This is a genomic window from Bradyrhizobium sp. sBnM-33 (assembly GCF_032917945.1).
GTDB lineage: Bacteria > Pseudomonadota > Alphaproteobacteria > Rhizobiales > Xanthobacteraceae > Bradyrhizobium.
The window spans coordinates 5,822,403-5,848,390 of record NZ_CP136624.1 but is presented as its reverse complement, the minus strand read 5'-3'; the positions used below and the strand labels follow the sequence as shown (position 1 = coordinate 5,848,390).

Sequence of the window (25,988 nt, the reverse complement as noted above, 5' to 3'; positions counted from 1 at the left end):
TCTCTGCTGACGCCGACGCCATCTCATCCGTCTGCGGAACATGCGGTGTCAAAAGATCGGCTCGCCGATCGCAACTTCGCTGCGCGGGCCAAGCACGATCACATTGCCTTCTGCATCCTTCGCGCCGAGGATCAGAAGTTCAGACGTAAAACCCGCGATGTTCTTTGCACCGAGATTGCAGACGCATACGACGAGCGAGCCGAGCAGGGCGGCCGGCTCGTAGTTCGTGATTTGCGCGCTCGACCACATGATCCGCTCAGCACCGACGTCGACGCCGACCTTGAGGGACGGATTGCGCGCGCGGGGAAACGGCTGCACGTCGACGACCTTGCCGATCCGGATATCGAGGCGGGCGAAATCGTCGTAGCTGGCTTGGGGCTTTAGCGGGGGCATGTCGTACGGCTCGATTGCTAGGTTGGATTTCAGGGACACGTGAGGAAGTCTCATATCGCAGTTGCCCTGCGGTTGGAACGTGCCGGCGCCTCGAGGCGGGTTGGTGATGTCAGGCCGAATGGGCTAGCCTCAACGAAAGCCGATCATCCTCCAGCGAGCGCTTCGCCATGCACATTCTTCGTCCCCAGTTTCGCATCGAGGAGAGCCGCGCGCTGGCGTTTGCGGCCGAGCGCGGGTTCGGCGTGATCGTCGCCGCGGACGAGCGCGGCCCGCGCGCCTCGCATGTGCCGTTTGTGCTCCAGCAGCGCGGCGATGGCGTGATCGTCCAGATCCACCTCACGGCCAAAAATCCGCTTGTTCAACTCGCCGACGGGGACAGGCGCTTCCTGCTGATCGTCTCGGGCGACGACGCCTATGTCTCCAACGACTGGTATGCCTCGCGCGACAACGTCTCGACCTGGCTCTACGAGGCCGTGCATCTTGCCGGCGTCGGCTACTTGCGTGAGCGCGACGAGAACCGCGCCCACGGCGACGCGCTGCTCGCGGTCGCCGAGGCGCGGCTGCCGAAACAGCCCTGGGATCTCGCGCAGATGGAGCCCACCAAGCGCGAGACCATGCTGGCCTCGATCCGCGTCATCGATCTCGTCGTCGATGAGATCGAGGGGCAGTTGAAGCTCAACCAGCACAAGAGCGATGAGGACCATGTGGCGGTGGCGAACCAGTTGGCGCGGGCGGAGGAGACGGGGAGTAGAAGACTGGCGCGGAAGATGAGAGCGCTGCGGCCGGGGCTGGGGTATGACTGCTAAGCAGTAGCGTGGATGAGCCAACGGGTCGAGCACGGCATCCGTGCTAGGCAAGCACGAAGCAAAGGCGTTGTTAAGAATTAGCTCGCGCCGATTTGCACGATTCCGATTCGTTCTTTGCGAACAAAATGGAGTCGGATGGAGAACAAAGCTGTGGTGCTGTTTTTTTCCTAACTCGGCAGAGTATCGGCTACACTTGTGCTCGTCCGGCAGCGCACGGCGCGAATTCATGGTGAAGAAAACCGGCAAGCGTGCATCGCGACACACGATCCTGGCGATCGACATCGGCGGTTCGCGCGTGAAGGTCATGACCGACAGAGAGCGAACCAGGCGCGCGTTTGCGTCCGGTCCCGACCTTTCCGCGAAAGTGATGGTAAGGAAGGTCAAGGCGCTGACGAAAGACTGGTCCTATGACGTCATCTCGATCGGGTATCCGGGACCGGTGGTCAACAACCGGCCCTTGTCGGACCCTCACAATCTCGGTCTCGGGTGGGCCGGTTTCAATTTCGAAAAGGCCTTCGGCCGCCCGACGAAGGTCGTAAACGATGCGCTGATGCAGGCGATCGGCAGCTACCAGGGCGGCCGGATGCTTTTCCTGGGCCTGGGAACGGGTCTTGGCTCCGCGATGATCGTGGATGGCATTCTGGAACCGATGGAGCTAGCCCACCTGCCGTACCGCAACGGCAAGACGTTCGAACAATGCGTCGGCGCCGCAGCCCTCAAGCGAATTGGCAGGAAGAAATGGCAACGCGCGGTCGATGACGTCCTGAAGCGTCTGCTCGCGGCACTGGAGCCGGATTACGTCATGCTGGGCGGCGGAAACGCCGACAAGGTCGACAAGCTGCCGCGCAAGGTCCGCCTCGGCGCCAACACCAACGCGTTCGAGGGCGGATTTCGACTGTGGAAGAAGGGGGCGGTCAAACCGCCCGGCGTACGCCGATTAGCCGCGAGCAAACGTGGCGGCGGATTACGCTGACGCTCATCCGCCCTACGACTTGCTACATCGGCAGCCTTTTTGTCGCGATAAACGCACTTTGCAGTTTCGCACGTAGCTCATAAGCTGGCGTCAGCCGAACGCGCCCCACCTCCGGTCAAGAGATCGAAAGACCGGAGGGAACGAGAAAAGAACAGCAGCAAAACTGCGACACGGCACGTGGGCCTAAAGGGGAGGACACCGATGCCGCTGTCTATCGACCGCCGTCGCGCACTCGCGACCATCAGCTCTCTTGTTGCCGCGCCATTTCTGACGCCGCGTGTCGGTCGCGCAGCAGAGGCCTGGCCGCTCCGGCCCGTAAAATATGTCAACGGCTTTCCGGCCGGCGGCGCCACCGACACGCTCTCGCGGCTGCTCTGCCAGAAGATGAGCGACCTGTCCGGCCAGTCCTTCGTGGTCGAGAACAAGGCCGGCGCCGGCGGCGTGTTGGGCGCGGACGCGGTCGCGAAAGCGCCGCCGGACGGCTACACGGTCGGGCTCGGCGGCATCGCGTCCAACGTGCTGGCGATCGGCAGCTACGCGAAACTGCCGTATCGCCCGCGCGAGGATTTCACCTTCATCTCGGGCATGTGGCAATTGCCGAACATCCTCAGCGCGAAGAAGGACCTGTTCTCCGCGGACCTGAAGGAATTGCTCGCGGCGTTCAAGAAGGAGCCGGGCAAATACACCTACGCTTCCGCGGGCTTCGGCACCACGCTGCATCTCTCCGGCGAGATGCTGAACAGCATGGCCGGCGTCCAGGTTCGCCACGTGCCCTATCGCGGCGCCGCGCCGGCGCTGAACGACCTGCTCGGCGGCAATGTCGATCTGTTGTTCGACAACCTGCCGGGCTCGCTGCCGAGCGTGCGCTCCGGTGCGATCCGGCCGGTCGCGGTCACCGCGAAGAAGCGGATCGCGGAGCTTCCCGACGTGCCCGCAATGGCCGAACTGTTGCCCGGCTACGAGATGACCTCATGGACCGCGCTGATCGGCCCCGCCAACATGCCGGGCGACCTCGTCGCCCAGATCAACGCGCTCACCGCAAAGGCCCTGAACGATCCCTGGCTGAAACAGCGCTACGCCGACTTAGGCGCCACCACCTGGCCGACCACGCCGCAGGAGATATCAGCCTATCGCGACAGCGAGGAAGCGCGGCTGTTGCCGATCATGAAAGCGGCTGGGATCAAGCCGGAGGGTGGATGAGGGGATGCTGGTGGTCTCCGAGGCTCGCCTGCCAAGATCGGCCTGAGGGTTTGCGCAGATGGAGCCCATGACAAGCAAGAGCGGTGCGTCTCGCGCCTGCGAGACGCCTGCATCCTTCCGCTAACGCTATCACTCCTCAGGGAACGCCTGTTTCGCTACGGCGTTCCTGCTCGTGAGGAGGAACTTACCATGAAATTAAGAGCATTGTTTATTGCAGCAGCCGTGCTGCTGATGCCGGCCGCCGCACTCGCGGCGCCGGGTATCGTGACCACCACGGTCAGCCTGAAGGCAGGGCCCGGTGAAGGCTTTCCCACGGTCGACCGCATTCCAGGCGGCGCCCGTGTCAACATCCACGGGTGTTTCAGAGGCAAGGCCTGGTGCGATGTGAGCTGGTTGGATGATCGTGGCTGGGTGTCGTCGCGATATCTCCAATATCTCTACCGTAACCGCTACGTCTATCTGCCCGACTATGTCGACGAGATCGACGTTCCCATCGTGCCGTTCGTGCTGACCACGTATTGGTCAAGACATTATGCGGGACGTCCCTGGTATCACCGCCGCACCCACTGGAGCGGCTACTGGCGATCGCATGGGCATGTCGCGACGCGGTTGACAGTCGATCGCTCGGCGGCCCGGATCGGCCGCGCGGCGGCAGCGCGCGACGCTGCGCTCCCCGAGGCAAGGACGCGTGTCGGTGTCGAGGAGAGGTCGCGTGCCCGTATCGAGGAACGGACGCGCGCCGGTGTGACGGAGCGGAGCCGCGCCGGTGTGACGGAACGCGTGACGCGGGAGAGGGACATCGCGACGCCTGGCGCACGCGAAGGGCGCGAACGCGCGGTGGTGCAGGACCGCATGACGCGCGAGAACGCGCGGATGACGCGTGAGGGCGCACGGATGACGCGTGAGGACGGAAGAGCCGTGCGAGAGCAGCCGATGACCCGCGCCCGCCCGCAGACACCGCCGGTCATGGCCCGCGGTCATGACGAACCGCGTGCGGCTGCACCGCGGATCGATCGTGGCACGCCCCGCATGACGCAGCCCGATGCAGCGCGCGGCGGCGGTGGCCCGCCGAACGTACGCGCGCAGCAGATGCCAGCCCCGGCCGCCCCGCGCGCAGCGGCGCCCGCGATGCCGCAGGGCGGCGGCGCGCCGCAGATCAACGCCGCACCGCGCGGTGGCGGCGGCCCGGTCGGTGGCGGAGGCCCCGGTCAGGACAGGCGCCAATAAACGAAAAGCCCGGCCTTGAGCCGGGCTTTTTCTTGCTCAGGCCAACCGCGAAGGAGCATCCGATGAAATCGCTTTTGCTGCTCACGGCGAGCGGTCCGCTACTCATTCTCACATCGCACGAGTCCCTACGCGATCAGAAGCTTCTTGACGTGCTCAAGCAAAAAGGCATCGGCAAGTTCGTCGCGTTTGAGGTGCCATTGTCGCTCGCCAGGGAGCGCTACGGCGGACATTTTCAAGCCGTCGAAAGCAATCTGCACGAGACTGATGATTTGAGGATCCTCGACTTCAACGGCCAGCGGATCTTTCAGCTCTTCCGTTTCGATGAACTCGGTTCACCGATCCTGCAAGAACAGCGAGCGCAGGCCGGATGAGCGCACCGATAATCCGGGGCGGTGTTAGCGCAGTCCCGGATGTCGCGGAGCCTGTCATCGGGCGCGCATTCGCGCGTCCCGTTGGCTCATCCGGGCTCCTCGCTGCGAATTCCACGACTTCTCTGCATCATGCTTGGTGTCTTGCCTGCCACTTGATCTGCGCTCGCTCTCCTGAGAGGGCCATAGGGCGCAATGCGGAATGCGCCGCGCTATTCCGCCTTACGAGCTAGTCGCTGCAATCCGTGAAAAATGAAAAATAATGCGAGAGCCAAAAGGGCAACGCTGGGCCAGAAGTAGAGGGCGTGCGCCTCATAGTAGCGGCCAGGCAGATATGGGAACTGGCCTTGCAGTAGAAAGGTGCCGATCAGGACCATTGGAAATGTGTAGATTGCAATCCAGATATTGGCGAGGCCATCAGGGTTCGATCTGGAGAAGGTCAGCCAGATAACGATTGCTCCCGCGATATAGAGGGCGGGCACGATAAATTTCATGACCCTGAACAGTCTAGACAGCGTGTTTCTCATGTTGTTGTCCGACTCAAACTCATTCGCCCATAATCAAAAGCCCGCTCTTTCGAACGGCCTTCCATTCTTCCATGGATGCGTTAGCTAGGGTGGCTTAGCGCAGCTAACCCACAGACCTCCCGCGAGAGAGCGGCGGATTACGCTACGCTAATCCGCCCTACGCGCTGGCAGACCGACTTGACTGGGTGCGTCGGCAGGAACTTGGTTGAACGCCTCTCGTTTATACCATCCAGCCCGCGTCAGTTTGGAGCTGCGCCTGAATGTGGACAGTACATCCCCCAGATACCGTTAACATCGCGCTTAAGCTTGCGAGCTTCGGGCTGTTGCTGCTGGTCGGCGCCGTCTACTGGCGTGCATACGGACCCACCAATTTTCTTTGGTTGTCTGACATCGGGCTGGTTCTCACGGTTGGCGCAATCGTCCTGGAAAGCCGCGTGCTTGCGAGCATGGCAGCGGTTGGCGTGCTTGCGCTCGAGCTCGCATGGACTGCGGACTTTGTGTCAGGAGGCCGGCTTCTCGGGATCGCGAGCTACATGTTCGATGAAGCGCTGCCGCTGCACTTGAGGGCTCTGTCGCTCTTTCATCTCGCCGTGCCGCCCGCCGTTGTTTGGCTGCTTTACCGATTTGGCTACGATCCTCGCGCCCTGGGTCTGCAGACAGGCGTCACCTGGGTCGCTCTGATCATGAGCTATGCCCTGACCGAGCCGGCGAAGAACATCAACTGGGTCTTCGGCCCCGGGCGTGAGCCACAGCAGACGATCGCGCCGCTCGCCTACTTCGCGATCGAGATGGTCGTGATCCCGGTTTTGGTCCTGTTTCCCACTCACCTCCTTCTGAGGTGGATGTTTCCCGTCAGCAATTAAGGCGTGGCGCACGCCGGATCGACGCTGCCCGCTGCGATCAGCTCGTTTATCTGCTGCTTGAGCGTCGCCAGCTTTTCGTTCTGGCTGTCGACGACGACTTTGACATTGACAACATCGGTTTCGACAGTGATGCGATCCAACTCCTGATTGGCCTTCGCTTGCAGGTCTGAGTGCTACCGATGATGATCCTCTCCGTTGCTCTAGCGAGTAGCCCGCGTGAGCGCAGCGATATGCGGGAGCGAGTTATAGTCGGTCGACAGAGCAGCCCCGGATGTCGCGGAGCCTGTCATCACGGCGCGAGCGCAATTGCGCTCGTCGCTGGGCGCGCATTCGCGCGACCCGTTGGCTCATCCGGGCTACGCTTGCTATCGGCAAGAATGCGTCTGGCCGTCGTAGCCTCGGTAAGTCCCGGACGACGGATTGTAGGTGCGGAATTGGGTGCAGACCATGACCACGGTCCGCTCGCGCGGCTTGTGGGCTGCCCTGGCCGGTTGCACCGGTTCACTGTGCTCTGCCCCTTTGCTTTGGACAGCGCTTTTTGATTGCTTGGCGACAGATTTCTGCTTCAAGGCGGGCTTCTCGAGCGCAACCGCTGGCTTTTCCTCGGTAGGAGCCGGCTTCTGCCCGACGACCGCAGGTTTCGCGTCCGGGACGGCCAGCTTCTGCGGCGCGGCCGCCGGCTTGTCCTGCACGACAGCTGGTTTCTCCTCCGTGGGCGCCGGCTTCTGCTCTACGATGGCAGGCTTATCGTCCGTTGCAGCCGACTTCTCCTCCATCGCTGCGGGCTTGTCCTGCGCGATTGCTGATTTCTCCTCCACGGGCGCCGGCTTCTGCTCTACGATGGCAGGCTTGTCGTCCGTGGCAGCCGACTTCTCCTCCACCGCCGCGGGCTTGTCCTGCGCGATTGCTGGTTTCTCCTCCGCGGGCGCTGGCTTCTGCTCGACGATGGCGGGCTTGTCGTCCGCGGCAGGCGGTTTCTCTTCTGCAGCGGCCGCAGGCTTTTCCTGCGCGGGCACTGAGGGCTGCGCTGCGGTCGGGCTCGGATCGTCCGTGGCCGACGTCTGCGCGAGCGCTTGAGCGCTTATCACCATGAACAAGACACAACATAGCACGCCGGCGCGCTCAGCGACGGCGGCCGATAGAGCTGACAAACGCATGGATGATACTCAGCTAATTGTCCCCATGAATGCTCCACACGCATTTGCGGCAAGTCTGTGAACAGTGCGGCTCTTTCGCGAGCGACGACGCGCTTGAGACCGTGAGTGTGTGCCGGCTGCCACACCCGCGTATTAAGGGCGATATCGCCTCCCGGACGCGGTGCAGATACTCTTCCGCAGTACACCGCAGGGGCCCAGGCGCAAAATCGCGAAAACAACCCCATGCAAAGTAGCGAGCCTAGGGCGGATGAGCCACCGGGTCGCGCGAATGCGCGCGCAGCGACGAGCGCGCCCGGCGCCGTCGTGCCGCTGCACGAGCACACCGCGCTCGAACAGACGTTTATGCTCGAAGGCTCGCTGGAAGACGCCGAAGGCGCTTGCCGTGCCGGCGACTTCGTCTGGCGCCCGGGCGGCAACATCCACGTAGCGCACGCGCCTGATGGCGCGACGTTCCTGGCGATATTTAACCGGCCGAATAGGTTTTTCGATGGGACGAGGTTTTTTACGGCGGGATCGTAGGGCGACTAGCGCCACATGCCGCGCATGCGCTCACGAATATCCATCTGCACGTTTTGATTTGGCGTCGCGCGTGCCGCCGGGGCCGCTGCCGGCCATGTCTGCCGATCGAACAGCTTCACAAGATGGTCCGGGATGAACCGCGTCCGCGACGCATAGACATGGCGGTCGCCGCGCGCCTGCTGACCATGCACGAAGAAGCGCTGCGGCACGATCAGGTGCAGATCGTCCTTGGCGCGCGTCATCGCGACGTAAAGAAGACGCCGCTCTTCTTCGAGTTCGGCCGTGGTGCCGGCGCCGAGATCGGACGGCATGCAGCCGTCGACGACGTTCAGGGCGTAGACCGACTTCCACTCCTGTCCCTTTGCAGAATGGATCGTGGACAGGATCAGATAGTCTTCGTCTCGCAGGGGCGCGCCGGAGCGATCGCTGGTGGCATCAGGCGGATCGAGCGTGAGTTCGGTCAGGAAGCGCTCGCGCGACGGATAGCCCGAGGCGATCTGCTCGAGCTGCAAGAGGTCGGCGAGCCGCACTTCGGCATCCTCGTGGATGCGCTCCAGATGCGGGGTGTACCAGAGCCTGATGCGTTCGATGTCAACAGGCCATTCCGAATAGCTGATATTGCCGAGCGTTTCGACGAAGGCGGTCCAGTCCTGGCCGGCGCGGGGCGGCGTCGGCAGCGCCGCGAGCGCGGCGATCGGATCTGATGTTATGGTCGTTTGATCGAGGATGCGCTGCGCCGACGCCGGGCCAATGCCGGGCAATAGATGCAGCACGCGGAATCCGGCGACGCGGTCGCGCGGGTTCTCGACGAACTTGAGCAGCGCCAGCACGTCCTTGACGTGAGCGGCATCCAGAAACTTCAGGCCGCCGAACTTGACGAAGGGAATATTGCGCCGCGTCAACTCGATCTCCAGCGGACCGCTGTGCGACGACGTCCGGAACAGGACGGCCTGCTCCTTGAGCCGCGATCCCTGTTCGCGGTTCGCCAGCACCTGCTCGACGATGTAGCGCGCCTGGTCGGCCTCATCGCGAACCGTGACGAGACGCGGAAGCTGCGCCGAAGTGCGCTCGGTCCAGAGATTCTTGGTGAAGCGTTCCCTGGCCAATCCGATCACGCCATTGGCGGCGGCGAGAACCGGCTGGGTCGAGCGATAGTTGCGGTCGAGCGTGACGATCTCGGCCCTCGGACTGAAATGGTCAGGGAAATCCAGAATGTTCCGGACAGTGGCCGCACGAAACGAATAGATCGATTGCGCGTCATCTCCCACCACAGTCAGGCCGCGACCATCCGGCTTGAGCGCCAAAAGAATCGTCGCCTGCAGCCGGTTGGTATCTTGATATTCGTCGACCATGACATGATCGAACCGGCCGCCGATCTGCTGCGCGATTGCGGGCTCGGATACCATCTGCGACCACCACAGCAGGAGGTCGTCGTAGTCGAGCACGTTCTGCTTCTGCTTGGCCTCGACGTAAGCAGCGAACAATTGCTTGAGTTCGTCAGCCCATCCCGAACACCAGGGATAATGCTGGCCGAGTACCGTCTCGATCGGCGCCTGCGCGTTCACGCAACGGGAATAGATCGCAAGGCAGGTGCCCTTGGTGGGAAAGCGGGACTCGGTCTTTGAAAATCCGAGCTCGTGACGCACCAGGTTGAGCAGGTCTGCCGAATCCTCGCGATCATGGATGGTGAAGGCCGGATCGAAGCCGATGCTCTCGGCGTATTCGCGCAGCAACCGCGCCCCGATGCCATGAAAGGTGCCGGCCCAGGTCAGCGCCTCCGTCATGATACCGGCCTTGTCGCCGAGCACGCGGCGCGCGATGCGCTCGACCCGCTGCGTCATCTCGGCGGCGGCACGGCGTGAAAACGTCATCAGCAGCATGCGGCGCGGGTCGGCACCTCTGATGATCAGGTGGGCCACACGATGAGCCAGCGTGTTGGTCTTTCCGGATCCCGCGCCCGCGATGACGAGAAGCGGCAAGCCGATGGTTCCATCCGAGCCGATGCCGTGCTCGACAGCCCTGCGCTGCTCGGGATTGAGGCTTTCCAGATATTGATCGGTAGTTTCAGCCAGCACGAATCACCCCATGTCATCGGAGGATCGGCGGATTCGCTGACGGTCGCAATGAGGGTGTCCGAACAAGCTAAGCCCCAAATCGACGTGGTTCGAGCCGGTTTTCGGTGGGACGAAGTTTTTTACGGCGGCGGGCCAGTCCTGAGGCGGCGGCTTGCGGCGGCGCGCCCGTCAGCCCTGCATGCGCGTGGGTTGAACAGTGGTGTGGGCTGACGTAAGCGTCCGCGATGGACCAGCCGACCAGCGGCGGCGATGCTCCCCAGAAACCTGACACCAAACCGGCCCTGCTTGGGGTCGCATGCGGCGTGGGTGCGGCGCTGTTCTGGGCGCTCGGCTTTGTCGCGACCCGGCACGGGCTGAAGGTCGGCTTCACGCCGCCGGACCTGCTGATGCACCGCTTCGTGTGGTCCGGGCTGGTGTTCCTGCCGCTCGTGCTTCGCGCCGGCATCGCCAATCTCAGCGGCATCGGATGGGGCCGCGGACTGGTGCTGATGGTGCTGGGCGGGCCTGTGATGTCGCTCATCAGCTATACCGGCTTCCTGTTCGTGCCGCTCGGCCATGGCAGCGTCATCCAGCCCTCCAGCGCGACGCTCGGCGGCCTGCTGCTGGCAGCGGTGTTCTTGCGCGAGCGGGTTCCGCCCTCGCGCGTGCTCGGGGCGTTCGTCATCGTCGGCGGGCTTGCGGTGATCGGCGCCGAGTCGATCGGGCATATCGGCGCCGATGGCGTGCTGGGCGATCTGCTGTTCGTGATGACCGGATTGATGTTCGCCGTGTTCGGCACGCTGCTGCGCCATTGGCGCGTCTCCGCGTTCTCGGCCGCCACCGTCATCAGCGTGCTGTCGCTGGCGCTGCTGCCGCTCTATGCGGGCCTCAGTGGGTTTGCCCGTGTGGTGGCGCTGGGCTGGGCTGAAAACGCGCTGCAGGCGCTAGCACAGGGCATCCTGGCCGGCCCCGCCGCGCTGTATCTGTTCGCGTTCTCGATCCAGACCATCGGCGTCGCCCGCGCCGCGGTGTTCCCCGCGACCGTGCCGGCGCTGACGATCCTCGCCGGCTGGCTCCTGCTCGGCGAGCCCCCGACCGCGCTGCAGGCGGCGGGACTGGTCACGGTGCTGTTCGGCTTCTATCTGGCGCAAAGGCAGCGGTGAGGTTTGTGGTCGGGATTACCGTGACAGTGCACTAAACAGCACTTCGCCATCGGCAGATTAAGCGCACTGTCACCGTATCCAAAGGCGAGGTGAGGGTGAGGGGGCGTCGACCGCGGGAAACCACCGAAACTGAACGAGAGGAGGCCTCGCAGCGACAAAGGTTTATCGAGTTGGCGAGAAAGCATCCCGGCAAGTCCGAAAAGGAAATCGCTGCCATGGTGACCGCATGACGAGGCTTCAGCTCTTTGCCGCCCTCGGGCCGTTTCTTGCCTGGCTGTACTGCATCGCGTTTCTCGCCGCCCGGACCGACGGGCCGATTTTCGAGGATGGGCGATATTGGCCATCGTTCATGGTCTGCTACGTTCTCGATTCTTCCCATGCTCTTTACGGCGTGGGTGGACCGCCGACTGTCAGATAGATGGTGGCGTTCACTCGCCTGTGGCTTGGCGGGCTTCGGAATCGCTTTCGTTCTGTACTACGGCCTCATGCACGAAGGCCCCTCGGCGGCAGAGAATGCGAAGATCTTCCAGCAGGATTGGTTCTATGTGGGACTTGTGTGGGCGTTACCCGCCGTTGTCTGTTCGTGGGTGATGGGAATGATGAACCGTAAGGAAAGCGTAGATGCACGATAACGCATCATGGCAACCGCACTGTCACAGAAATTATCGTGTCTCATTCCAGGGGTGCAGTCCAGCACTGTCACCGTAATCGAAAAAAGTTGCACAATCGAAGCGTGTATGCCTAATTGAGTGCTTGGGGCGAGGAAACAACAAGGCGATTGCCAGCCGTTGTTGTTTGCCGTCGATTTGGGGACTGGGCACTTTCAATATCGAGACGGGGCATATGGGGTCGAAGATCGGGGCGCTGCCCCTTGTGTTTGTCGGATTTTTGCTGGCCAGTTGCGCGAGTCCACGCGGCGTCGATGAACCGCCCTTGCAGATCCCGGCATTGAAGCCGGGTTTCGGCCGTGTCTACTTCACCCGGCCGTCCGAATTGACGGGGGCGGCTATTCAGCCCGAGATTCGGATGAACAACGAAGTCGTCGGCAGATCTGTGCCCGGCGGGTTCTCTTATGTCGACCGCCCCCCGGGGAAATACGCCGTAACAACGGCAACCGAGGTCGAAAATGCGGTTACGTTCCAATTGGCAGCGGGCGAGACGAAGTACATCAAGACAAGAGTGACGCCCGGCATACTCGTCGGCCATGTCACGCCGACACTCGAATTCCCCGAGCAGGGACAATCCGACGTAAGCCGCCTCAGGTACGTCGGCCCCTAATTCTGATCCCTCCCGCTGGACTAGAACTGGTGACGGTCCGGGCGGGTGCATCGCCCTTAGCGAGTAGGGTGGGTTAGCGCAGCGTAACCCACCGACTTGTCGCGAGAGCGGCGGATTACGCGCGCTAATCCGCCCTACGCGCTGATCAGGTCAACGGGGCACAAGAGCCAACGCGTCGCGCGATTGTGCGCCCGATGATAAATTCCGCGTACTGCACTGTCTGGCGTGCTGATGGCGGATTACCCAGCGCCAATCCGCCCCAGGCTTGCTTCCCCTTGACATGTTGGCCCTCCGCCGCCCGAATGGCGAATAGCGCATAAAGCGCCCGTCGCGGTGTCTCACCCGGCGCATAAAAAAAATAAAGCGGGAGGGTTTGCGAATGTTTCGCCAAGTGAGAAATCATGTCAGAAATTTTGCGCTTGCGGCGCTTGCGGCCGCAAGCCTGCTCGGTGCCGGAAGCGCGCAAGGAGCCTTCCCGGAGCGGCCGATCACGCTGATCGTGCCGTGGGCCGCCGGCGGCGGCACCGACGCGGTCGCGCGCCAGATCGCCCACATGCTGGAACGGGATTTCAAGCAGCGCGTGAACGTCGTGAACCGCACGGGCGGGTCGGGCGTGGTCGGCCATCAGGCGATCGCCACCGCCGCGCCTGACGGATACACGTTTGGTCTCATCACGCTCGAGATCAACCTGATGCACTGGGTGGGGCTGACCGATCTCACCTGGGAGAAGTATACGCCGATCGCGCTTGTCAACCAGGACCCCGCCGCGATCCACGTGAAGGCGGACTCGCCTTACAAGACCGTCAAGGAGCTGTTCGCGCATATCAAGGCGAACCCGAACAAGGTGGTGGCCTCAGGCACGGGGCAGGGCGGAAGCTGGCATGTCGCGCTCGCCGGCCTGATGCAGGCCGACGGCGTTTCGCCCGGCTCGATCCGTTGGGTGCCGTCCACCGGCGCGGCGACCGCGCTGACCGATCTCGCGGCCGGCGGCGTCGACTTCGTCGCGTGCTCGATGCCGGAAGCCGAGGCGCTGCTCAAGGCGGGGCGTATCCGCAGTCTCGTGTTCTTCTCACCCAAGCGCGCGCCGAACTTCCCTGACGTGCCGACCACCGAGGAGGCGACGGGTCACAAGTGGCACAAGGGTGTGTGGCGCGGCTTTGCGGCGCCCAAGGGCCTGCCGAAGGAGATTGCCACGCAGTACGAGACCGCGATCAAGAAGATCTGGGACAGCGCGGAGTTCAAGGAGTTCATGAACAGGCGCGGCTTCGACATGATCTATCTGGATTCGGCTGGCTTCGCGGAGTTCATGAAGGCGGACAACGAGGACAACGGCAAGGCGCTGAAGTCGCTCGGGCTGGCAAAGTGAGGGATGAAGTAGGGTGGGTTAGCGCAGCGTAACCCACCGACCTGTTGCGGGAGAGCGGCGGATTACGCGGCGCTAATCCGCCCTATTAGTTCATCGGGCTCCTCGCTCGTATTCGATCTTCTGCGCTTGTGCGGCTGTCGCTTCGTGCAAGCACGGCAGCGCCTGCGCCGATCACACAGGAGGCGCAACCGGCAACGCTTGCGGCTCATGCAAGGCGACTGAGGCGCTAACGCCGAATTAATCTGATCAGCCTATAATTTGAGGCAGTTCTAGTTGGGTGCCGCGTAAAAGGAGCCGTCGCGAGGGACGATCCGGCGACGGCTCCTTTTCAATTTGAGGTTATTGCCCGTGACCAAGACATCGGAAGAGCAGAGCCAAAGCGAACAACCCGCATCCACGGCGCCGAGCAAGCCATCGAGCCGGAAATCGATCCTGGCGCTGTCGGTGATCGCGCTTGGAATAAACAGTGCGGCGGCCGTCTATACGATGACGCCTTCCGATTTTGCCCTGCCGAATGTCAGCATGTTGGCCGAGCTGATTCCGCACCAGAAAATTTCCGATCTCATGGCCGATTTGGCGGCATCGAAGGATGTTCCGTCGGCCCAGCAGCAACACGCTGCCGCCCTGCAGGAGAATACCTCGCTGTTGCAGCAAAACGCAGCCCGTCTTCAGCAGGATTCAATTGCGCTTGCTTCTCTACGACAGAGCGTCGCGGACGAGCAGGTCGTCGTGAAGAAGATATCCGCTCAGATCACGGATGAACATGAAGACGTGAAGAAGATGTCTGCTCAGATTTCCACGTTGATCGCGAAGGTCGACTCGCTGAAAAATGCACTAACCCCGGAAGTAACTTCGTCCATTTCAACAAGGCACACTCGCAACCGGCTATCCCGAGCAATGCGCAAAAAGATGGCCCGTCAGGATAAGCCTGTGGGACCCGTTTCGGTGGGAGGAGCAATCCTGAGTGCCCCGGCTACCACGCCAGCCCCACAAAGCTAAAGACAGTAGGGCGAGGCGAGGGGCATTGGTCCCGCGGTCCCACGGTATTACGGTCCCAGTGCACTCAATGAATTGTGCCTTGATCAGCGTACCGAATAGTTGAGTGCACTGTCACCGTAACACTCTGTCACCGTAACACCCACGCAGCACGAGACCGCGATCAGTATTACAGATCAGTATTACGGTGACAGTGCTGGAATTCACTGTTGGGCACCACTGCGCGGGAACCGCCACCAAATCGCCCCAACTGCTGAAGTTTCATGCTGTTTCGGGATCTCCAGTGTCGGAACACATTGCCTCTGCCGCTTGTTCTAACCAGTGTAACAGCTCAATGCGTTCGGACAGGAGTAGTCTATGCGAAACGTCATTCTTCCAATCGTCACCGCTTTGGCGCTTGGCGCAGCGACACCTGCCATGGCCCAGGATTCCGGTGGTCGAATCTCAATGCAGGTCGCGCTCGACGTCGCGACCGATCTCGGCGTCATGACGGTGTCCTATACCCAGTTCCAAGGCGATCAGTGGGAGATCAAAGGGCGCGACCGCGCAGGCCGCTGGATGGAGGTCTATGTCGACTCGCGAACCGGCGAGGTGCGCCACCTCAATCGCGGATGGTAGTCGCGTTCGTCATTTCGCCGTTCAGCGAGTAGCCCGCATGAGCGAAGCGATATGCGGTGGTAAGTGTGATTGGTCGATAGATCAGGCCTGGATGTCGCTGCACTCATCCGGGCTACATGTTAAGTCTTTCCTTCGTCCGTTACCGCGTGTTGAGCCTCCAGTATTCCTGCGGGAACTATTTCGTTCGCTAGCGCTAATAGTCGATTCGAAAGGTCCTGGCGTTCGACCCAATATTCTCGAGGGACAGAATGGTCGAGCACCAGCCACATCATAGAGCCGCGACCTGACATTCCAGTCGGCATAATGTGGGAGCGTGTTGGGTCTTTCTTGTCGTAGATATGCTTGTCCGTGGCGTCGTTATTTGGAGGGATCGCGCGCATCGTCAGAGGTTCTTTCATCTGACTATCTTTTGCAATTTCATACTTCGCAAGTGGCATGCGCAGCAACTCTAAGTCAGCGAACATAGATTTGAATGCTGCCATAGCGGAGACGCCATCGATACCCAGATTGGCTTCATCATCACGTTGGCGAAAGGCCCGCAAGATTTCGTAGCAGGCAACTACCCAATTCTCGGAGAGCATGACTTGGTAGTGAAATGTGAGGTCCAAGCCCAGTCTGTCCGCCGCCTCAGTAGTCTTGTTCGTCTGGAATTCATCCTCCATGCATCGCAATAGTAGATCTAAGTCACCTAGCCGCTGTAAGCTCATTGTTGCGATAGGCAGAGAGAACCTTCCCGCGAGTCGAGCGGAGAGGTTTATCCACGAGGCGTGTTTTACGTCATATTTTGCTCTCGCTATTTGGAAAGCGCTCGCGATGTACGGCGAGACCGGAGGCAAGTTTGGGGCCTTCATTCGCTGATCTCGTCATTCGCTCGTAAGTTAAGTTTCGTACTTTACAAGTGCGTGGGGTGCGTTAGCCGCTCGTGCGAGCGGCGGATGACGCTGCGCTAACTAACTAATCTGCCCCACGAGCTGACGTCGTCTAATTTGGCGTTTGGCAGCATACAGATAGGCCATTGGGTGTCGTTTCATAATCGCTTTTCGTTCCTTGACGTACTTGCTTCCAAGAGCGACAAGCCCGCCAATGGCAACGGGCGCACCGCCTAGAGTAACTACATTCTCTAACGGGAGTTGAGCTCCGTTAATCCAACTGGCTGCTGTAGCAGCACTCGCCACAATAGTTGTGACGAATTCTTTTGAGGCGAGAATGTTTGTGCGCGCAAACCCTAACTCGGATTTCAGGTCGTGTAGATCCTGCTTCATATCGGACTCGAATTGCCGTTGAATTTCCTTCACGTCCGCGCGGGTCGTTTGTGGATCAGCCAACTGGCTGACATAGCTTTCTAACCCGCGTACGTAACGATGTCGTAGATCACGAAGCGTGTCGCCTCTTTCTTTGCGTTCCCGGATCCTTAGGTCAACAAGGGCTCTGATGCTAACTTTCGAGGCATTGATGATGCGCACGCTTATTGGAACAAGATGGCCGTGAGCCTCCGCTCTCTTGAGGTCAGATAGGTCAGAGTTGTTCTGCAAAAGACCTGTGATTGTCGCGTAAGCGTCTCCTCTGTCGGTGACTCGGCTTCGTGTGGTCCCGGCACAGCTATCAGCGAGTATCGACATGACAGTCAGCCCCGCATACTGCGTCATTGGGGAATGGGAGCTGTAGCGCAGCCGTCCAGCTAACTGAGCTTCTTCCAGAAGCCTCCAAGAGTCTGGAAGGAGCTTTTCGGGATACATCGAGTAGGGGTCTTCGTAAATCTGCAAGCCGTCGCTAGGATGGTTCAGAGCTAGATAAAATTGAGGCGGCAGTGGTCCGCTCACAAATTCCTTGAGTCTTTGATGTGCCTGCGGCTGCTCATCCATGGTCGGGCAGTGGGGATGTCCAATGATCTCCATTGCTTCGGCGATGCTGCGATCTGCATATTGTGTATCGAATGCCCTCCAAGGAACGATGTATTCCAGTCGATCCCACAAGAGGAGAGCTGTCTTGATCAAGCCGGCGTTCGAGATATGAGTATGTGGGTAGTAGAGCGCGCTTCTCACGACATTCCTCTCAATGTGCCTTTAGAAACATCTTCTTGGGGTCTCGGAGCTGTCGTAAAATCCTTTAGGCTAAAAAAACGGGCGGTCTAACTGACCGCCCGTTCGCCCTGCTTCTCTCAAGAGTAGAATAAATTCCAACGCTCGGCGCAGCTCACGAACACCCCGTCGTGCTGCCACACGTATCACACTTCATACACGTCCCGTTCCGCACCAGCGTGAAGTTGCCGCACTCCGAGCACATCTCGCCTTCGTAGCCCTTGGCCTTGGCTTCTGCCCGACGTTCGGCCTTGCTTGGGGCGACCGCGACTGCGGCGCTGCCGGACTTGCTCCATTGCAGGGCTCCCAGCTTTTCTGTCGGCGACAGATCGTGCTGGGATTCTTGCCTTAAGGCGACGGCGCCTTCATGCGCGTCTGAGGCGCGGGCGCTGGGGCCGTGGCCGGCGATCGCGGTGACGTTGTGGGAGCCGCGGGCGTCCGTATCGCCGCCGCGCATGACGACGAGGTTATCCGTGCGCGAGCGTGTCAGGCCCTTGGACAGATACTTTGTGGCCTGCTGGCCCTGGTCGGACGGCTCCTTGCCTTCCTCGACGCCCTTGCCGAGCGCGTCGAAATTCGACTCGGTCGGATCGACATGGGCCAGGTCGAAGCGCGACATGTAGCTGACCGCGAGCTCGCGGAAGACATAGTCGAGGATCGAGGTCGCATACTTGATCGAGTCGTTGCCCTGCACGGGGCCCGCCGGCTCGAAGCGGGTGAAGGTGAAGGCGTCGACATATTCTTCCAGCGGCACGCCGTATTGCAGGCCGAGCGAGACCGCGATCGCAAAGTTGTTGATGAAGGAGCGGAGCGCCGCGCCCTCCTTGTGCATGTCGATGAATATCTCGCCGAGACGGCCGTCGTCATACTCGCCGGTGCGCAAGTACACCTTATGGCCGCCGACCACCGCCTTCTGGGTGTAGCCCTTGCGTCGATCCGGCATCTTCTCGCGCTCGCGCATCACGACGATGCGCTCGACCAGTTTTTCGACGATCTTTTCCGAGACCTGCGCGGTGCGCGCGGCCATCGGCTTCTCGTAGAGCGCCTCCACCGCATCGTCCTCGTCGTCATCATCGGAGATGAGCTGCGAGTTCAAGGGCTGGCTCAGCTTCGAGCCGTCGCGGTAGAGCGCGTTGGCCTTCAGCGCGAGCTTCCAGGACAGCATGTAGGCTGCCTTGCAATCCTCCACCGTGGCGTCGTTCGGCATGTTGATGGTTTTTGAGATCGCGCCCGAGATGAACGGCTGCGAGGCCGCCATCATGCGGATGTGGCTCTCGACCGACAGATAGCGCTTGCCGATCTTGCCGCAGGGGTTGGCGCAGTCGAACACCGCGTAATGTTCTGCCTTGAGGTGGGGAGCTCCCTCGACCGTCATCGCGCCGCATATGTGCACGTTGGCGGCCTCGATCTCGCGCTTGGTGAAGCCCAGCGCTGCGAGCAGGTCGAAGCCGGGGGCTGCGATCGCTTCCGGCGCGAGGCCGAGCGTGTCGCGCAGGAAGTCCTCGCCGAAGGTCCACTTGTTGAAGGCGAACTTGATGTCGAACGCGGTCGGCAATGCAGCTTCCACTTTGGCCAGCGCTTCATCGGTGAAGCCTTTTGCCTTCAGGGTGGAGACGTTTATGCCGGGCGCGTTGGAGAGCGAGCCGTGGCCGACGGCGTAGGCCTCGATCTCCGCGATATGCGCTTCGCTGTAGCCGAGCGCGCGCAGCGCTGCGGGAACGGCCTGGTTGATGATCTTCCAGTAGCCGCCGCCGGCGAGCTTTTTGAACTTCACCAGCGCAAAGTCAGGCTCGATGCCGGTGGTGTCGCAATCCATCACGAGGCCAATGGTGCCGGTCGGCGCCACGACAGTCGTCTGCGCGTTGCGGTAGCCGTTGAGTTCGCCGAGTTCGAGCGCCTTGTCCCAGGCGGCCTTGGCGTGGGCGATGACATCGGCTTGCGGGCAGGAGGCGTGATCGAGCGGCACGGGATTGACCGCCAGCGCCTCATAGCCACGGCTCTCGCCATGCGCCGCGCGGCGATGGTTGCGGATCACGCGCAGCATGTGCTGGGCGTTCTTCTTGTAGCCGGGGAAGGGGCCGAGCTCTTTCGCCATCTCGGCCGAGGTGGCATACGCCACGCCGGTCATGATGGCGGTCAGCCCGCCGCACAGCGCGCGGCCTTCCTTGGAGTCGTAAGGGAGCCCCATGGTCATCAGGAGGCCGCCGATATTGGCAAAGCCGAGGCCCAGCGTGCGGAACTCGTAGGAGAGTTCGGCGATCGCCTTCGACGGGAATTGCGCCATCATCACGGAGATTTCCAGCACGATGGTCCAGAGCCGGCACAGGTGCTCATAGGCCTCGACGTCGAAGCGCTTGGTCGTCGTCGAATAGAACGTCAGCAGGTTGGCGGAGGCCAGGTTGCACGCCGTGTCGTCCAGGAACATGTATTCCGAGCACGGATTCGACGCGCGGATATCGCCGGACGCCTTGCAGGTGTGCCAGTCGTTCATGGTGGTGTTGAAGTGCAGGCCGGGGTCGGCCGAGGCCCAGGCGGCGTGGCCGATCTTTTCCCAGAGCTCGCGGGCCTTGAGAGTCTTGGTGATCTTCTTGTTGGTGCGGCCGATCAGATTCCAGTCGCCGTCGGTCTCGACGGCGCGGAGGAAGTCGTCCTTCAGCGAGACCGAGTTGTTGGAGTTCTGGCCGGAGACGGTGAGATAGGCCTCCGAATCCCAGTCGGTGTCGTAGATCGGGAAATCGATGTCCTTGTAGCCCTGCTTGGCGAACTGGATCACCCGCTTGATGTAATTGTCGGGCACCAGCGCGCGGCGCGCCAGCTTGATCTCGCGGCGGAGCGCTGGGTTCTTCTCGGGGTCGAAGCAGTCGTCGCCGGAGCCTTCGCAGTTGACGCAAGCCTTCAGCACCGCCTTGAGGTGCTTCTGGTTGATCTTGGAGCCGGTGACCAGCGCCGCAACCTTCTGCTCCTCCTTCACCTTCCAGTCGATATAGGTCTCGATGTCGGGGTGATCGACGTCGACCACGACCATCTTGGCCGCGCGGCGCGTGGTGCCGCCCGACTTGATGGCGCCGGCTGCGCGGTCGCCGATCTTCAGAAAACTCATCAGACCGCTGGAGCGGCCGCCGCCGGACAGGCGCTCGCCTTCGCCGCGCAGGCGCGAGAAGTTCGAGCCGGTGCCGGAGCCGTATTTGAACAGGCGCGCCTCACGCACCCAGAGGTCCATGATGCCGCCCTCGTTGACGAGGTCGTCCTCGATGCCCTGGATGAAGCAGGCGTGCGGCTGCGGATGCTCGTAAGCGGACTTCGATTTCGTCAGCTTACCGGTCTTCCAGTCGACGTAATAGTGGCCCTGGCCGGGGCCGTCGATGCCGTAGGCCCAATGCAGCCCGGTGTTGAACCATTGCGGCGAGTTCGGCGCGACCATCTGCTTGGCGAGCTGGTAGCGGAGCTCGTCGAAAAACGCCTGCGCGTCCTCATCGGACGAGAAATAGCCGCCCTTCCAGCCCCAATAGGTCCAGCAGCCGGCGAGGCGATCGAACACCTGCTTGGCGCTGGTCTCGCCGACATAGCGCTCGCTTTCGGGGAGCAGGGCGAGCGCCTCGGTGTCGGGCACCGAGCGCCACAGCCACGACGGCACGGTCTCTTCCTCGACCTTCTTCAGGCGCGCGGCGACGCCGGCTTTCCGGAAATACTTCTGGGCCAGCACGTCGGAGGCGACCTGCGACCAGAACTGGGGCACTTCGACGTTCTCGAGCCGGAACACGACCGAACCGTCGGGGTTGCGGATCTCCGATGTCGTCAGCCTGAAATCAATCCCTGCGTAGGGTGACTGGCCGGAAGTGGTGTTGCGTCGCTCGATTCGCATAGTTGTCGTGCCCCGTCTTCTTGCCCGGTCCGCATTTCCTGCGGTTGCCGGATGTTTCATTGAGCGAACCTTCGGCACCAAGGTTGAAGACAACCTTGGGCCTGAGATCCGCAAGCTCTACCGGTGGACCCGGCCCTGTTTCTGTCTTCGCCACCCCAAGGGTTCGTCCCGCCGTTTCGGCGGGCCAACCCCATCCTTCGGTTTGAGCATCACCGGTACCCACGTTTTTCCGGATCATGCTCCAACTCAACGCCGCAACTCGTCGCCTGAGCCATTCGGCTCGTTTTTTAAGGCCCCGGATCACCCCCGGATTTTGGGCAGACAAGCCCTCGATCCGTGCCTCAACCGGCTGACGGAGTGCTCGTTCGGAACCCATTTGGGAGCGATCGGCGGGACCCAGAACTTAACTCGCGCCGTCCAGCAATAAGGCTAGGCCAAACCCGTTGCGCCCGTCAAGGAGTAGTACGAGTTCCTGAATCAAATACTAAATATGGTGGAAAGTGAGGGATAACAGGGGGAGTTCCCGCGCCTGTGATGATGCCAAGTATCGGTGAGTCCTCAGGGATTCCCAATCAAAAAATTTGTTCCTGCGGTGTGGAAACAGGCTTCGTCCCGCTGTTCACAGGGCAGGTATTTTTTCAGCTATCGGGATTGCGTTCGAAAGACTCACGTATGGCTACGGAGCGGGAGGGCTGGCATGTCCCCGAGCCCGTGGCGGGAAGGCCCGATACGCGGCAAGGTGAGGGCCGATTCCACCCCTTTGCCGGGCTCCATGACAGAATCAAAACCCACCGCGCCGGCGCGGATCGCGCCCGCCGGCCTGATGTTCCTCGCCATCACCTCGGTGGGCTGGGGCTTCAACTGGCCCGTCACGAAGTATCTCCTGAGCGAGCTGCCGCCGTTGACGCTGCGCGGCTCGACCGGCGTGATCGGCGCGGCGCTTTTGGCCGTGCTGGCGCTGGCGCGCTCGCAAAGCCTGAAGGTCGAGCGGCATCTATGGCCGCGGCTGATGCTCGCCGCGCTGCTTAACGTCACCGGTTGGATGGTGCTGATGGGGCTGGCGCTGCTCTGGCTGCCGGCGAGCGAGGCGGCGCTGATCGCCTACACCATGCCGGTCTGGGCCTCGCTCTTGGCCTGGCCGGTGCTCGGCGAGCGGCCGACTATCTTGCGCACGGTGGCGCTGGTGATGGCATTCGCAGGCCTCGCCGCCATCATGGGCGGCAACGGCTTTAGCGCGACCGCCGCAAAGCTACCGGGCATGGTGATGGCGCTGGGCGGCGCGTTCGGCTTTGCGCTCGGCACGGTGCTGGCGAAAAAGCTGCCGGTGCCGCTGCCGCCGATCCCGGCCGCCGCCTGGCAGATCGGGCTCGGCTGTTTTCCGATCGTCATCATCGGCCTCGCCGTCGAGACCACGCATATCGAGAAGGTGACACAGCTCGGCTGGTGGCTGCTGATCTATTCGACCGTGATCCAGTTCTGCATCGCCTATGTGAGCTGGTTCGCCGCGCTCGCCCGTTTGCCGGCCTCGGTCGCCGCGATCGGCACCATGGCGGTGCCGGTGATCGGCGTCGTGGCGTCGGCGGTTGCGCTCGGCGAGCCGCTCGGCCTGATCCAGATCGTGGCGCTGGTGTTTACGCTGGCGGGCGTGGTGCTGGCGACGCGGTCTTAGCTTCGAGGCATTTTGAAGCCCGAGACCTTGGCGCTGCGCGTCGCTACCGCGAAATCCTTGAGCAGTTCCCAGATGACAGCGTTGCGAAATCAATGCTCGTTACATGTTTGCCGGGCGCTCTGGCGGCAGAAGAGGTTGCGACGATTACGGCGCCATGATCGGAGAAAGAAATCAGGCTTGGGCGTATGCCTGACCTGACTAATTCTTCATACAAGTCACGCTGTACCAGGCGTATCCGCACCGCTTACCGGCCTTCATGCCATCCTTCCGGAGCTGATGCGGGAGCACTTTTGTCTGGCCGCCTCCCAACCGAACCGTGCAGAGCTCCTCAGCAATAGCATCAGCATCCGACCCACACGGGTACAGCGTGTGACCGCCGACCGGGCAACGTCTTTCTCCAATACAGAACCGGCTTAGTTGCTGCGCAAGAGACATTTCACATGAAATCGCGAGAGACAAAAGAACAAGGATGATCGTCCTCATTGCGCGCTCCATTTTTCACTAAGTCTATTTTTTCTATCGGCGTCCAATCTAATGTACAACATCATTGGCAAAGCGGATGATCCAGATCGTTCGCTGCATTCGTGCAGTGCTAACTTCTTACCTTTCATTTGGGTATGGTCATGGTCGCAGCGCACGGACACCTTGGCGGACATTGACGTGGCACTTGCTGAGCTGGGTTATTCTCTTGATGGCTTTTCCTCGGCGGTCCAGGCGTTATCGCCGCAGGGCACATGACCCACTCTGCCGATGGTTGCTTAAGCGGCGCCAGCCTTCATCGCCCCAATTGGATTTTTGATCGGGCTTGGTTGGCACAGCACGTTGGGGCGAGGCAGCGAGGCAGCCCTGATGCAGATCGCTGTCGGGTATAGCCCGATGGGTAAAGCACCTTTTACGACGGGCCGAAGCTTGATCGCCTTCTCGGCCAACTGCCTCCCGACGGCGTAGCCGAGTGTAAAATTGGGAGCCGCTATCTCATTGTAACATCTCCCAGTTTGCAGTAGGCCTCCTGCTGAGATAGTTCTGGCATAATGGGTGCCAGGTCTGGATAGGCCTGGTTTTATCCGTGAAAGTTTTATCTGTGAAAGAGAGAGTATGGCGCGCAACATTCTGATCCTTGGGGCCTCGTACGGCTCGTTGCTGGCGACGAAGCTTTTGATGGCCGGGCACAACGTGACCCTGGTGTGCCGGAAGAAGACGGCCGACCTCATCAACCGCGACGGCACCGAAGTTCGTATCAAGCTGCGCGACGAGGCGGTGCACCGCGCGATTTTCTCGCGCGACCTGCCTGGCAAGCTGGATGCGACCACGCCTCAAGACGTCGACCTTTCCCGTTACGATCTGGTCGGTCTTGCGATGCAGGAGCCGCAATACACCAACCACACGATCCGGGTTCTGATGGTCAAGATCGCCGAGGCGAAACTGCCTTGTCTGTCGATCATGAACATGCCGCCGTTACCCTATCTCAAGCGCATCCCGGCGCTGGCGGACATGGACCTCGAGGAAGCCTATACCAATGCGCAGGTGTGGGAGCGGTTCGCGCCGGGGCTGGTGACGCTGTGCTCGCCCGATCCGCAGGCCTTCCGCCCGCCGGAAGAGGCGGCAAACGTGCTTCATGTCGGCCTGCCGACCAACTTCAAGGCGGCCGCCTTTGCCGATGACAAGCACAACAAGCTGCTTCGCGAGCTGGAAGCTGATATCGATGCGGTGACGCTGGACGGCCATGACGTTCCGGTGAAGCTGAAGGTGTTCGACTCGCTGTTCGTGCCGCTCGCCAAATGGTCGATGCTGCTGACCGGCAACTACCGCTGCATCACCCCGAGCGAGCCGCAGTCGATCCGCGACGCCGTGCACGGCGATCTGAAACTCTCGCAATCGATCTATGACCATGTCGACGGCATCGCCCGGCGCCTGGGCGCCGACCCGCAGGACCAGGTGCCGTTCGGGAAATACGCCAAGGCGGCCGAAAGCCTGCTCAAGCCGTCATCGGCGGCCCGCGCGGTCGCTGCCGGCGCGCCGTTCATCGAGCGCGTCGACTTGCTCGTGAAGCTGATCTCGCACCAGCTCGGCGCGCCCAGCGCCGAGATCGACCGCACGGTCGAGATCGTCGATCAGAAGCTGAACGAGAAGATCGTGGCGGGCGGATCCGGCGCGCAGTGACGGGAGCGTAGTTGAGAATGGCGCGCCACGGCGGAGAAGACGCGAGCAAGCTGAAGGCCCTGCGATCAGCAGCACGGGCCGGTGTTGGTGCACTGGATCGAGGCGAATTCAAAGAATTCGGAGATGTCGAAGAGTTGCGAGCCTATTTGAATGATCTTTCGGAGAAGGTCATTTCCAAGACCGCCGGATAGGTCCGCCAATGGCCGAGCGGAAATGGCGCGTCCGCTTCGGCGCTGCTGCAGAAGTCGATTTTGCGAATATCGTCAAATGGACCACTGAGAATTTTGGCGCGCGGCAATGCGCAGGTTGCCCGATCAGCGCCAACGCGGCCCGTCTTGTGCGGATCCTACGGCAAGTTGCTTCACCAATTCGGGAATAAGCTGCTTGAGCTTCCCGTGGCTGATGAGCGGCGAAGCGGCGATCTCGGCGAGGCGCCGTTCGATGTGGGGCCATTGATTGGTCTCGCGCGGGTCGGTGTCGCCCTTGGCGAGATTGCAGGGGTAGCAGGACAGCACGCGGTTGCTCCTGCCATTCTGGCCTCCCTTTGAGAGCGGGATAAAATGGTCAATGCTGGCCTTGACCTTGCCGCCCGTCTTTATCCGGGGCAGTCCAACGTCGCAGTAGGCGCATCGTCCGCCCCAATCGAAATAGCAGCGCTTGTAGATCACGTCCGCCATTAGCCTTGGCTCTTCCCTCGAATCTCTTCGTCCA

At 61.5% G+C, this 25,988-nt stretch carries 26 protein-coding genes; 17 read left to right on the top strand and 9 right to left on the bottom strand.

Annotation, left to right across the window (positions count from 1 at the left end):
- Positions 1 to 48: 48 nt before the first annotated feature.
- Positions 49 to 432 carry a tRNA-binding protein gene (locus RX328_RS27395; protein ID WP_317258512.1) on the bottom strand — a complete coding sequence of 128 codons (384 nt, stop codon included), beginning with the start codon at positions 430 to 432 and terminating at the stop codon, positions 49 to 51.
- Positions 433 to 560: 128 nt separating this feature from the next.
- Here RX328_RS27395 and RX328_RS27390 point away from each other — a divergent pair, with 128 nt between their 5' ends.
- The 5 genes from RX328_RS27390 (at position 561) to RX328_RS27370 (ending at position 4,970) form a co-directional block, all read left to right on the top strand.
- On the top strand, positions 561 to 1,199 hold the full coding sequence (locus tag RX328_RS27390) for an FMN-binding negative transcriptional regulator (protein ID WP_213247529.1): 639 nt from the start codon (positions 561 to 563) through the stop codon (positions 1,197 to 1,199).
- 226 nt (positions 1,200 to 1,425) lie between these two features.
- A complete protein-coding gene (locus tag RX328_RS27385; RefSeq protein WP_213247527.1) occupies positions 1,426 to 2,172 on the top strand; it encodes an ROK family protein in 747 nt (248 codons plus the stop codon).
- 201 nt (positions 2,173 to 2,373) lie between these two features.
- On the top strand, positions 2,374 to 3,372 hold the full coding sequence (locus RX328_RS27380; RefSeq protein ID WP_213247525.1) for a Bug family tripartite tricarboxylate transporter substrate binding protein: 999 nt from the start codon (positions 2,374 to 2,376) through the stop codon (positions 3,370 to 3,372).
- A 189-nt stretch (positions 3,373 to 3,561) separates the two neighbouring features.
- Positions 3,562 to 4,599 carry an SH3 domain-containing protein gene (locus tag RX328_RS27375; RefSeq protein WP_213247523.1) on the top strand — a complete coding sequence of 346 codons (1,038 nt, stop codon included), beginning with the start codon at positions 3,562 to 3,564 and terminating at the stop codon, positions 4,597 to 4,599.
- Between the two features lie 74 nt (positions 4,600 to 4,673).
- Positions 4,674 to 4,970 carry a cytosolic protein gene (locus RX328_RS27370; RefSeq protein ID WP_249726084.1) on the top strand — a complete coding sequence of 99 codons (297 nt, stop codon included), beginning with the start codon at positions 4,674 to 4,676 and terminating at the stop codon, positions 4,968 to 4,970.
- A 209-nt stretch (positions 4,971 to 5,179) separates the two neighbouring features.
- On the opposite strand, the gene RX328_RS27365 is transcribed toward RX328_RS27370, so the two are convergent.
- Positions 5,180 to 5,494 (bottom strand): hypothetical protein, encoded by a 315-nt coding sequence (locus RX328_RS27365; protein ID WP_213247519.1) that lies wholly within the window; start codon positions 5,492 to 5,494, stop codon positions 5,180 to 5,182.
- A 323-nt stretch (positions 5,495 to 5,817) separates the two neighbouring features.
- Between RX328_RS27365 and RX328_RS27360 the strand changes: the two genes are divergently transcribed.
- The gene (locus RX328_RS27360; RefSeq protein ID WP_213247517.1) at positions 5,818 to 6,357 is read left to right on the top strand and encodes a hypothetical protein; all 540 of its coding nucleotides are present in this window, start codon (positions 5,818 to 5,820) and stop codon (positions 6,355 to 6,357) included.
- Here the strand turns inward: RX328_RS27360 and RX328_RS27355 are convergent.
- Together RX328_RS27355 and RX328_RS27350 are read right to left on the bottom strand one after the other, a co-directional pair.
- Positions 6,354 to 6,497 carry a hypothetical protein gene (locus RX328_RS27355; RefSeq protein WP_213247515.1) on the bottom strand — a complete coding sequence of 48 codons (144 nt, stop codon included), beginning with the start codon at positions 6,495 to 6,497 and terminating at the stop codon, positions 6,354 to 6,356. The two genes, RX328_RS27360 and RX328_RS27355, sit on opposite strands and share 4 nt — an antisense overlap.
- Before the next feature lie 225 nt (positions 6,498 to 6,722).
- Complete coding sequence (locus RX328_RS27350) at positions 6,723 to 7,514, bottom strand: BA14K family protein (protein ID WP_213247513.1); 792 nt, start codon at positions 7,512 to 7,514, stop codon at positions 6,723 to 6,725.
- A 222-nt stretch (positions 7,515 to 7,736) separates the two neighbouring features.
- Between RX328_RS27350 and RX328_RS27345 the strand changes: the two genes are divergently transcribed.
- Complete coding sequence (locus tag RX328_RS27345; protein WP_213247511.1) at positions 7,737 to 8,033, top strand: cupin domain-containing protein; 297 nt, start codon at positions 7,737 to 7,739, stop codon at positions 8,031 to 8,033.
- A gap of 5 nt (positions 8,034 to 8,038) precedes the next feature.
- On the opposite strand, the gene RX328_RS27340 is transcribed toward RX328_RS27345, so the two are convergent.
- Positions 8,039 to 10,108, bottom strand: a complete 2,070-nt coding sequence (locus tag RX328_RS27340; RefSeq protein WP_213247509.1) for an ATP-dependent helicase — start codon at positions 10,106 to 10,108, stop codon at positions 8,039 to 8,041.
- 224 nt (positions 10,109 to 10,332) lie between these two features.
- Between RX328_RS27340 and RX328_RS27335 the strand changes: the two genes are divergently transcribed.
- The 6 genes from RX328_RS27335 to RX328_RS27310 all read left to right on the top strand — a co-directional run bounded on the left by RX328_RS27335 (position 10,333) and on the right by RX328_RS27310 (position 15,508).
- The gene (locus tag RX328_RS27335) at positions 10,333 to 11,250 is read left to right on the top strand and encodes a DMT family transporter (protein ID WP_213247507.1); all 918 of its coding nucleotides are present in this window, start codon (positions 10,333 to 10,335) and stop codon (positions 11,248 to 11,250) included.
- Between the two features lie 226 nt (positions 11,251 to 11,476).
- The gene (locus RX328_RS27330) at positions 11,477 to 11,668 is read left to right on the top strand and encodes a hypothetical protein (RefSeq protein ID WP_317258511.1); all 192 of its coding nucleotides are present in this window, start codon (positions 11,477 to 11,479) and stop codon (positions 11,666 to 11,668) included.
- A gap of 425 nt (positions 11,669 to 12,093) precedes the next feature.
- Positions 12,094 to 12,528: a DUF2846 domain-containing protein gene (locus tag RX328_RS27325; RefSeq protein WP_213247505.1), complete on the top strand. Its 435-nt coding sequence runs from the start codon at positions 12,094 to 12,096 to the stop codon at positions 12,526 to 12,528.
- A 379-nt stretch (positions 12,529 to 12,907) separates the two neighbouring features.
- Complete coding sequence (locus RX328_RS27320; RefSeq protein ID WP_213247503.1) at positions 12,908 to 13,894, top strand: tripartite tricarboxylate transporter substrate binding protein; 987 nt, start codon at positions 12,908 to 12,910, stop codon at positions 13,892 to 13,894.
- A gap of 348 nt (positions 13,895 to 14,242) precedes the next feature.
- Positions 14,243 to 14,893: a hypothetical protein gene (locus RX328_RS27315; protein ID WP_312017948.1), complete on the top strand. Its 651-nt coding sequence runs from the start codon at positions 14,243 to 14,245 to the stop codon at positions 14,891 to 14,893.
- 354 nt (positions 14,894 to 15,247) lie between these two features.
- Positions 15,248 to 15,508 (top strand): PepSY domain-containing protein, encoded by a 261-nt coding sequence (locus tag RX328_RS27310; RefSeq protein WP_213247501.1) that lies wholly within the window; start codon positions 15,248 to 15,250, stop codon positions 15,506 to 15,508.
- A 119-nt stretch (positions 15,509 to 15,627) separates the two neighbouring features.
- Here the strand turns inward: RX328_RS27310 and RX328_RS27305 are convergent, their stop codons facing one another.
- The 3 genes from RX328_RS27305 to RX328_RS27295 form a co-directional block, all read right to left on the bottom strand.
- Entirely contained in the window at positions 15,628 to 16,170 is a 543-nt protein-coding gene (locus RX328_RS27305) for a hypothetical protein (protein ID WP_213247499.1), read from the bottom strand.
- Between the two features lie 288 nt (positions 16,171 to 16,458).
- The gene (locus RX328_RS27300) at positions 16,459 to 17,502 is read right to left on the bottom strand and encodes a hypothetical protein (protein ID WP_213247497.1); all 1,044 of its coding nucleotides are present in this window, start codon (positions 17,500 to 17,502) and stop codon (positions 16,459 to 16,461) included.
- A gap of 199 nt (positions 17,503 to 17,701) precedes the next feature.
- Positions 17,702 to 21,448, bottom strand: a complete 3,747-nt coding sequence (locus tag RX328_RS27295) for a vitamin B12-dependent ribonucleotide reductase (protein WP_213247495.1) — start codon at positions 21,446 to 21,448, stop codon at positions 17,702 to 17,704.
- Positions 21,449 to 22,220: 772 nt separating this feature from the next.
- On the opposite strand from RX328_RS27295, the gene RX328_RS27290 reads away from it, so the two are divergent.
- The 4 genes from RX328_RS27290 to RX328_RS27275 all read left to right on the top strand — a co-directional run bounded on the left by RX328_RS27290 (position 22,221) and on the right by RX328_RS27275 (position 25,468).
- Positions 22,221 to 23,117, top strand: a complete 897-nt coding sequence (locus RX328_RS27290) for a DMT family transporter (protein WP_213247781.1) — start codon at positions 22,221 to 22,223, stop codon at positions 23,115 to 23,117.
- A gap of 534 nt (positions 23,118 to 23,651) precedes the next feature.
- Positions 23,652 to 23,855 carry a hypothetical protein gene (locus tag RX328_RS27285; protein WP_213247493.1) on the top strand — a complete coding sequence of 68 codons (204 nt, stop codon included), beginning with the start codon at positions 23,652 to 23,654 and terminating at the stop codon, positions 23,853 to 23,855.
- Positions 23,856 to 24,212: 357 nt separating this feature from the next.
- Entirely contained in the window at positions 24,213 to 25,277 is a 1,065-nt protein-coding gene (locus tag RX328_RS27280; RefSeq protein ID WP_213247491.1) for a ketopantoate reductase family protein, read from the top strand.
- 17 nt (positions 25,278 to 25,294) lie between these two features.
- Entirely contained in the window at positions 25,295 to 25,468 is a 174-nt protein-coding gene (locus RX328_RS27275) for a hypothetical protein (RefSeq protein ID WP_247511423.1), read from the top strand.
- Between the two features lie 123 nt (positions 25,469 to 25,591).
- Here RX328_RS27275 and RX328_RS27270 read toward each other — a convergent pair whose 3' ends face one another.
- Positions 25,592 to 25,954 carry an HNH endonuclease gene (locus tag RX328_RS27270; protein ID WP_213247489.1) on the bottom strand — a complete coding sequence of 121 codons (363 nt, stop codon included), beginning with the start codon at positions 25,952 to 25,954 and terminating at the stop codon, positions 25,592 to 25,594.
- Between the last annotated feature and the right edge of the window lie 34 nt (positions 25,955 to 25,988).

Excerpts from the sequence above, each read along its gene's own strand:
- RX328_RS27390 (WP_213247529.1), top strand. The coding sequence starts at position 561 with ATGCACATTCTTCGTCCCCAGTTTCGCATCGAGGAGAGCCGCGCGCTG.
- RX328_RS27385 (WP_213247527.1), top strand. The coding sequence starts at position 1,426 with ATGGTGAAGAAAACCGGCAAGCGTGCATCGCGACACACGATCCTGGCG.
- RX328_RS27380 (WP_213247525.1), top strand. The coding sequence starts at position 2,374 with ATGCCGCTGTCTATCGACCGCCGTCGCGCACTCGCGACCATCAGCTCT.
- RX328_RS27375 (WP_213247523.1), top strand. The coding sequence starts at position 3,562 with ATGAAATTAAGAGCATTGTTTATTGCAGCAGCCGTGCTGCTGATGCCG.
- RX328_RS27365 (WP_213247519.1), bottom strand. The coding sequence starts at position 5,494 with ATGAGAAACACGCTGTCTAGACTGTTCAGGGTCATGAAATTTATCGTG.
- RX328_RS27350 (WP_213247513.1), bottom strand. The coding sequence starts at position 7,514 with ATGCGTTTGTCAGCTCTATCGGCCGCCGTCGCTGAGCGCGCCGGCGTG.
- RX328_RS27345 (WP_213247511.1), top strand. The coding sequence starts at position 7,737 with ATGCAAAGTAGCGAGCCTAGGGCGGATGAGCCACCGGGTCGCGCGAAT.
- RX328_RS27335 (WP_213247507.1), top strand. The coding sequence starts at position 10,333 with ATGGACCAGCCGACCAGCGGCGGCGATGCTCCCCAGAAACCTGACACC.
- RX328_RS27330 (WP_317258511.1), top strand. The coding sequence starts at position 11,477 with ATGACGAGGCTTCAGCTCTTTGCCGCCCTCGGGCCGTTTCTTGCCTGG.
- RX328_RS27325 (WP_213247505.1), top strand. The coding sequence starts at position 12,094 with ATGGGGTCGAAGATCGGGGCGCTGCCCCTTGTGTTTGTCGGATTTTTG.
- RX328_RS27320 (WP_213247503.1), top strand. The coding sequence starts at position 12,908 with ATGTTTCGCCAAGTGAGAAATCATGTCAGAAATTTTGCGCTTGCGGCG.
- RX328_RS27310 (WP_213247501.1), top strand. The coding sequence starts at position 15,248 with ATGCGAAACGTCATTCTTCCAATCGTCACCGCTTTGGCGCTTGGCGCA.
- RX328_RS27305 (WP_213247499.1), bottom strand. The coding sequence starts at position 16,170 with ATGGAGGATGAATTCCAGACGAACAAGACTACTGAGGCGGCGGACAGA.
- RX328_RS27295 (WP_213247495.1), bottom strand. The coding sequence starts at position 21,448 with ATGCGAATCGAGCGACGCAACACCACTTCCGGCCAGTCACCCTACGCA.
- RX328_RS27290 (WP_213247781.1), top strand. The coding sequence starts at position 22,221 with ATGACAGAATCAAAACCCACCGCGCCGGCGCGGATCGCGCCCGCCGGC.
- RX328_RS27285 (WP_213247493.1), top strand. The coding sequence starts at position 23,652 with ATGTACAACATCATTGGCAAAGCGGATGATCCAGATCGTTCGCTGCAT.
- RX328_RS27280 (WP_213247491.1), top strand. The coding sequence starts at position 24,213 with ATGGCGCGCAACATTCTGATCCTTGGGGCCTCGTACGGCTCGTTGCTG.
- RX328_RS27275 (WP_247511423.1), top strand. The coding sequence starts at position 25,295 with ATGGCGCGCCACGGCGGAGAAGACGCGAGCAAGCTGAAGGCCCTGCGA.
- RX328_RS27270 (WP_213247489.1), bottom strand. The coding sequence starts at position 25,954 with ATGGCGGACGTGATCTACAAGCGCTGCTATTTCGATTGGGGCGGACGA.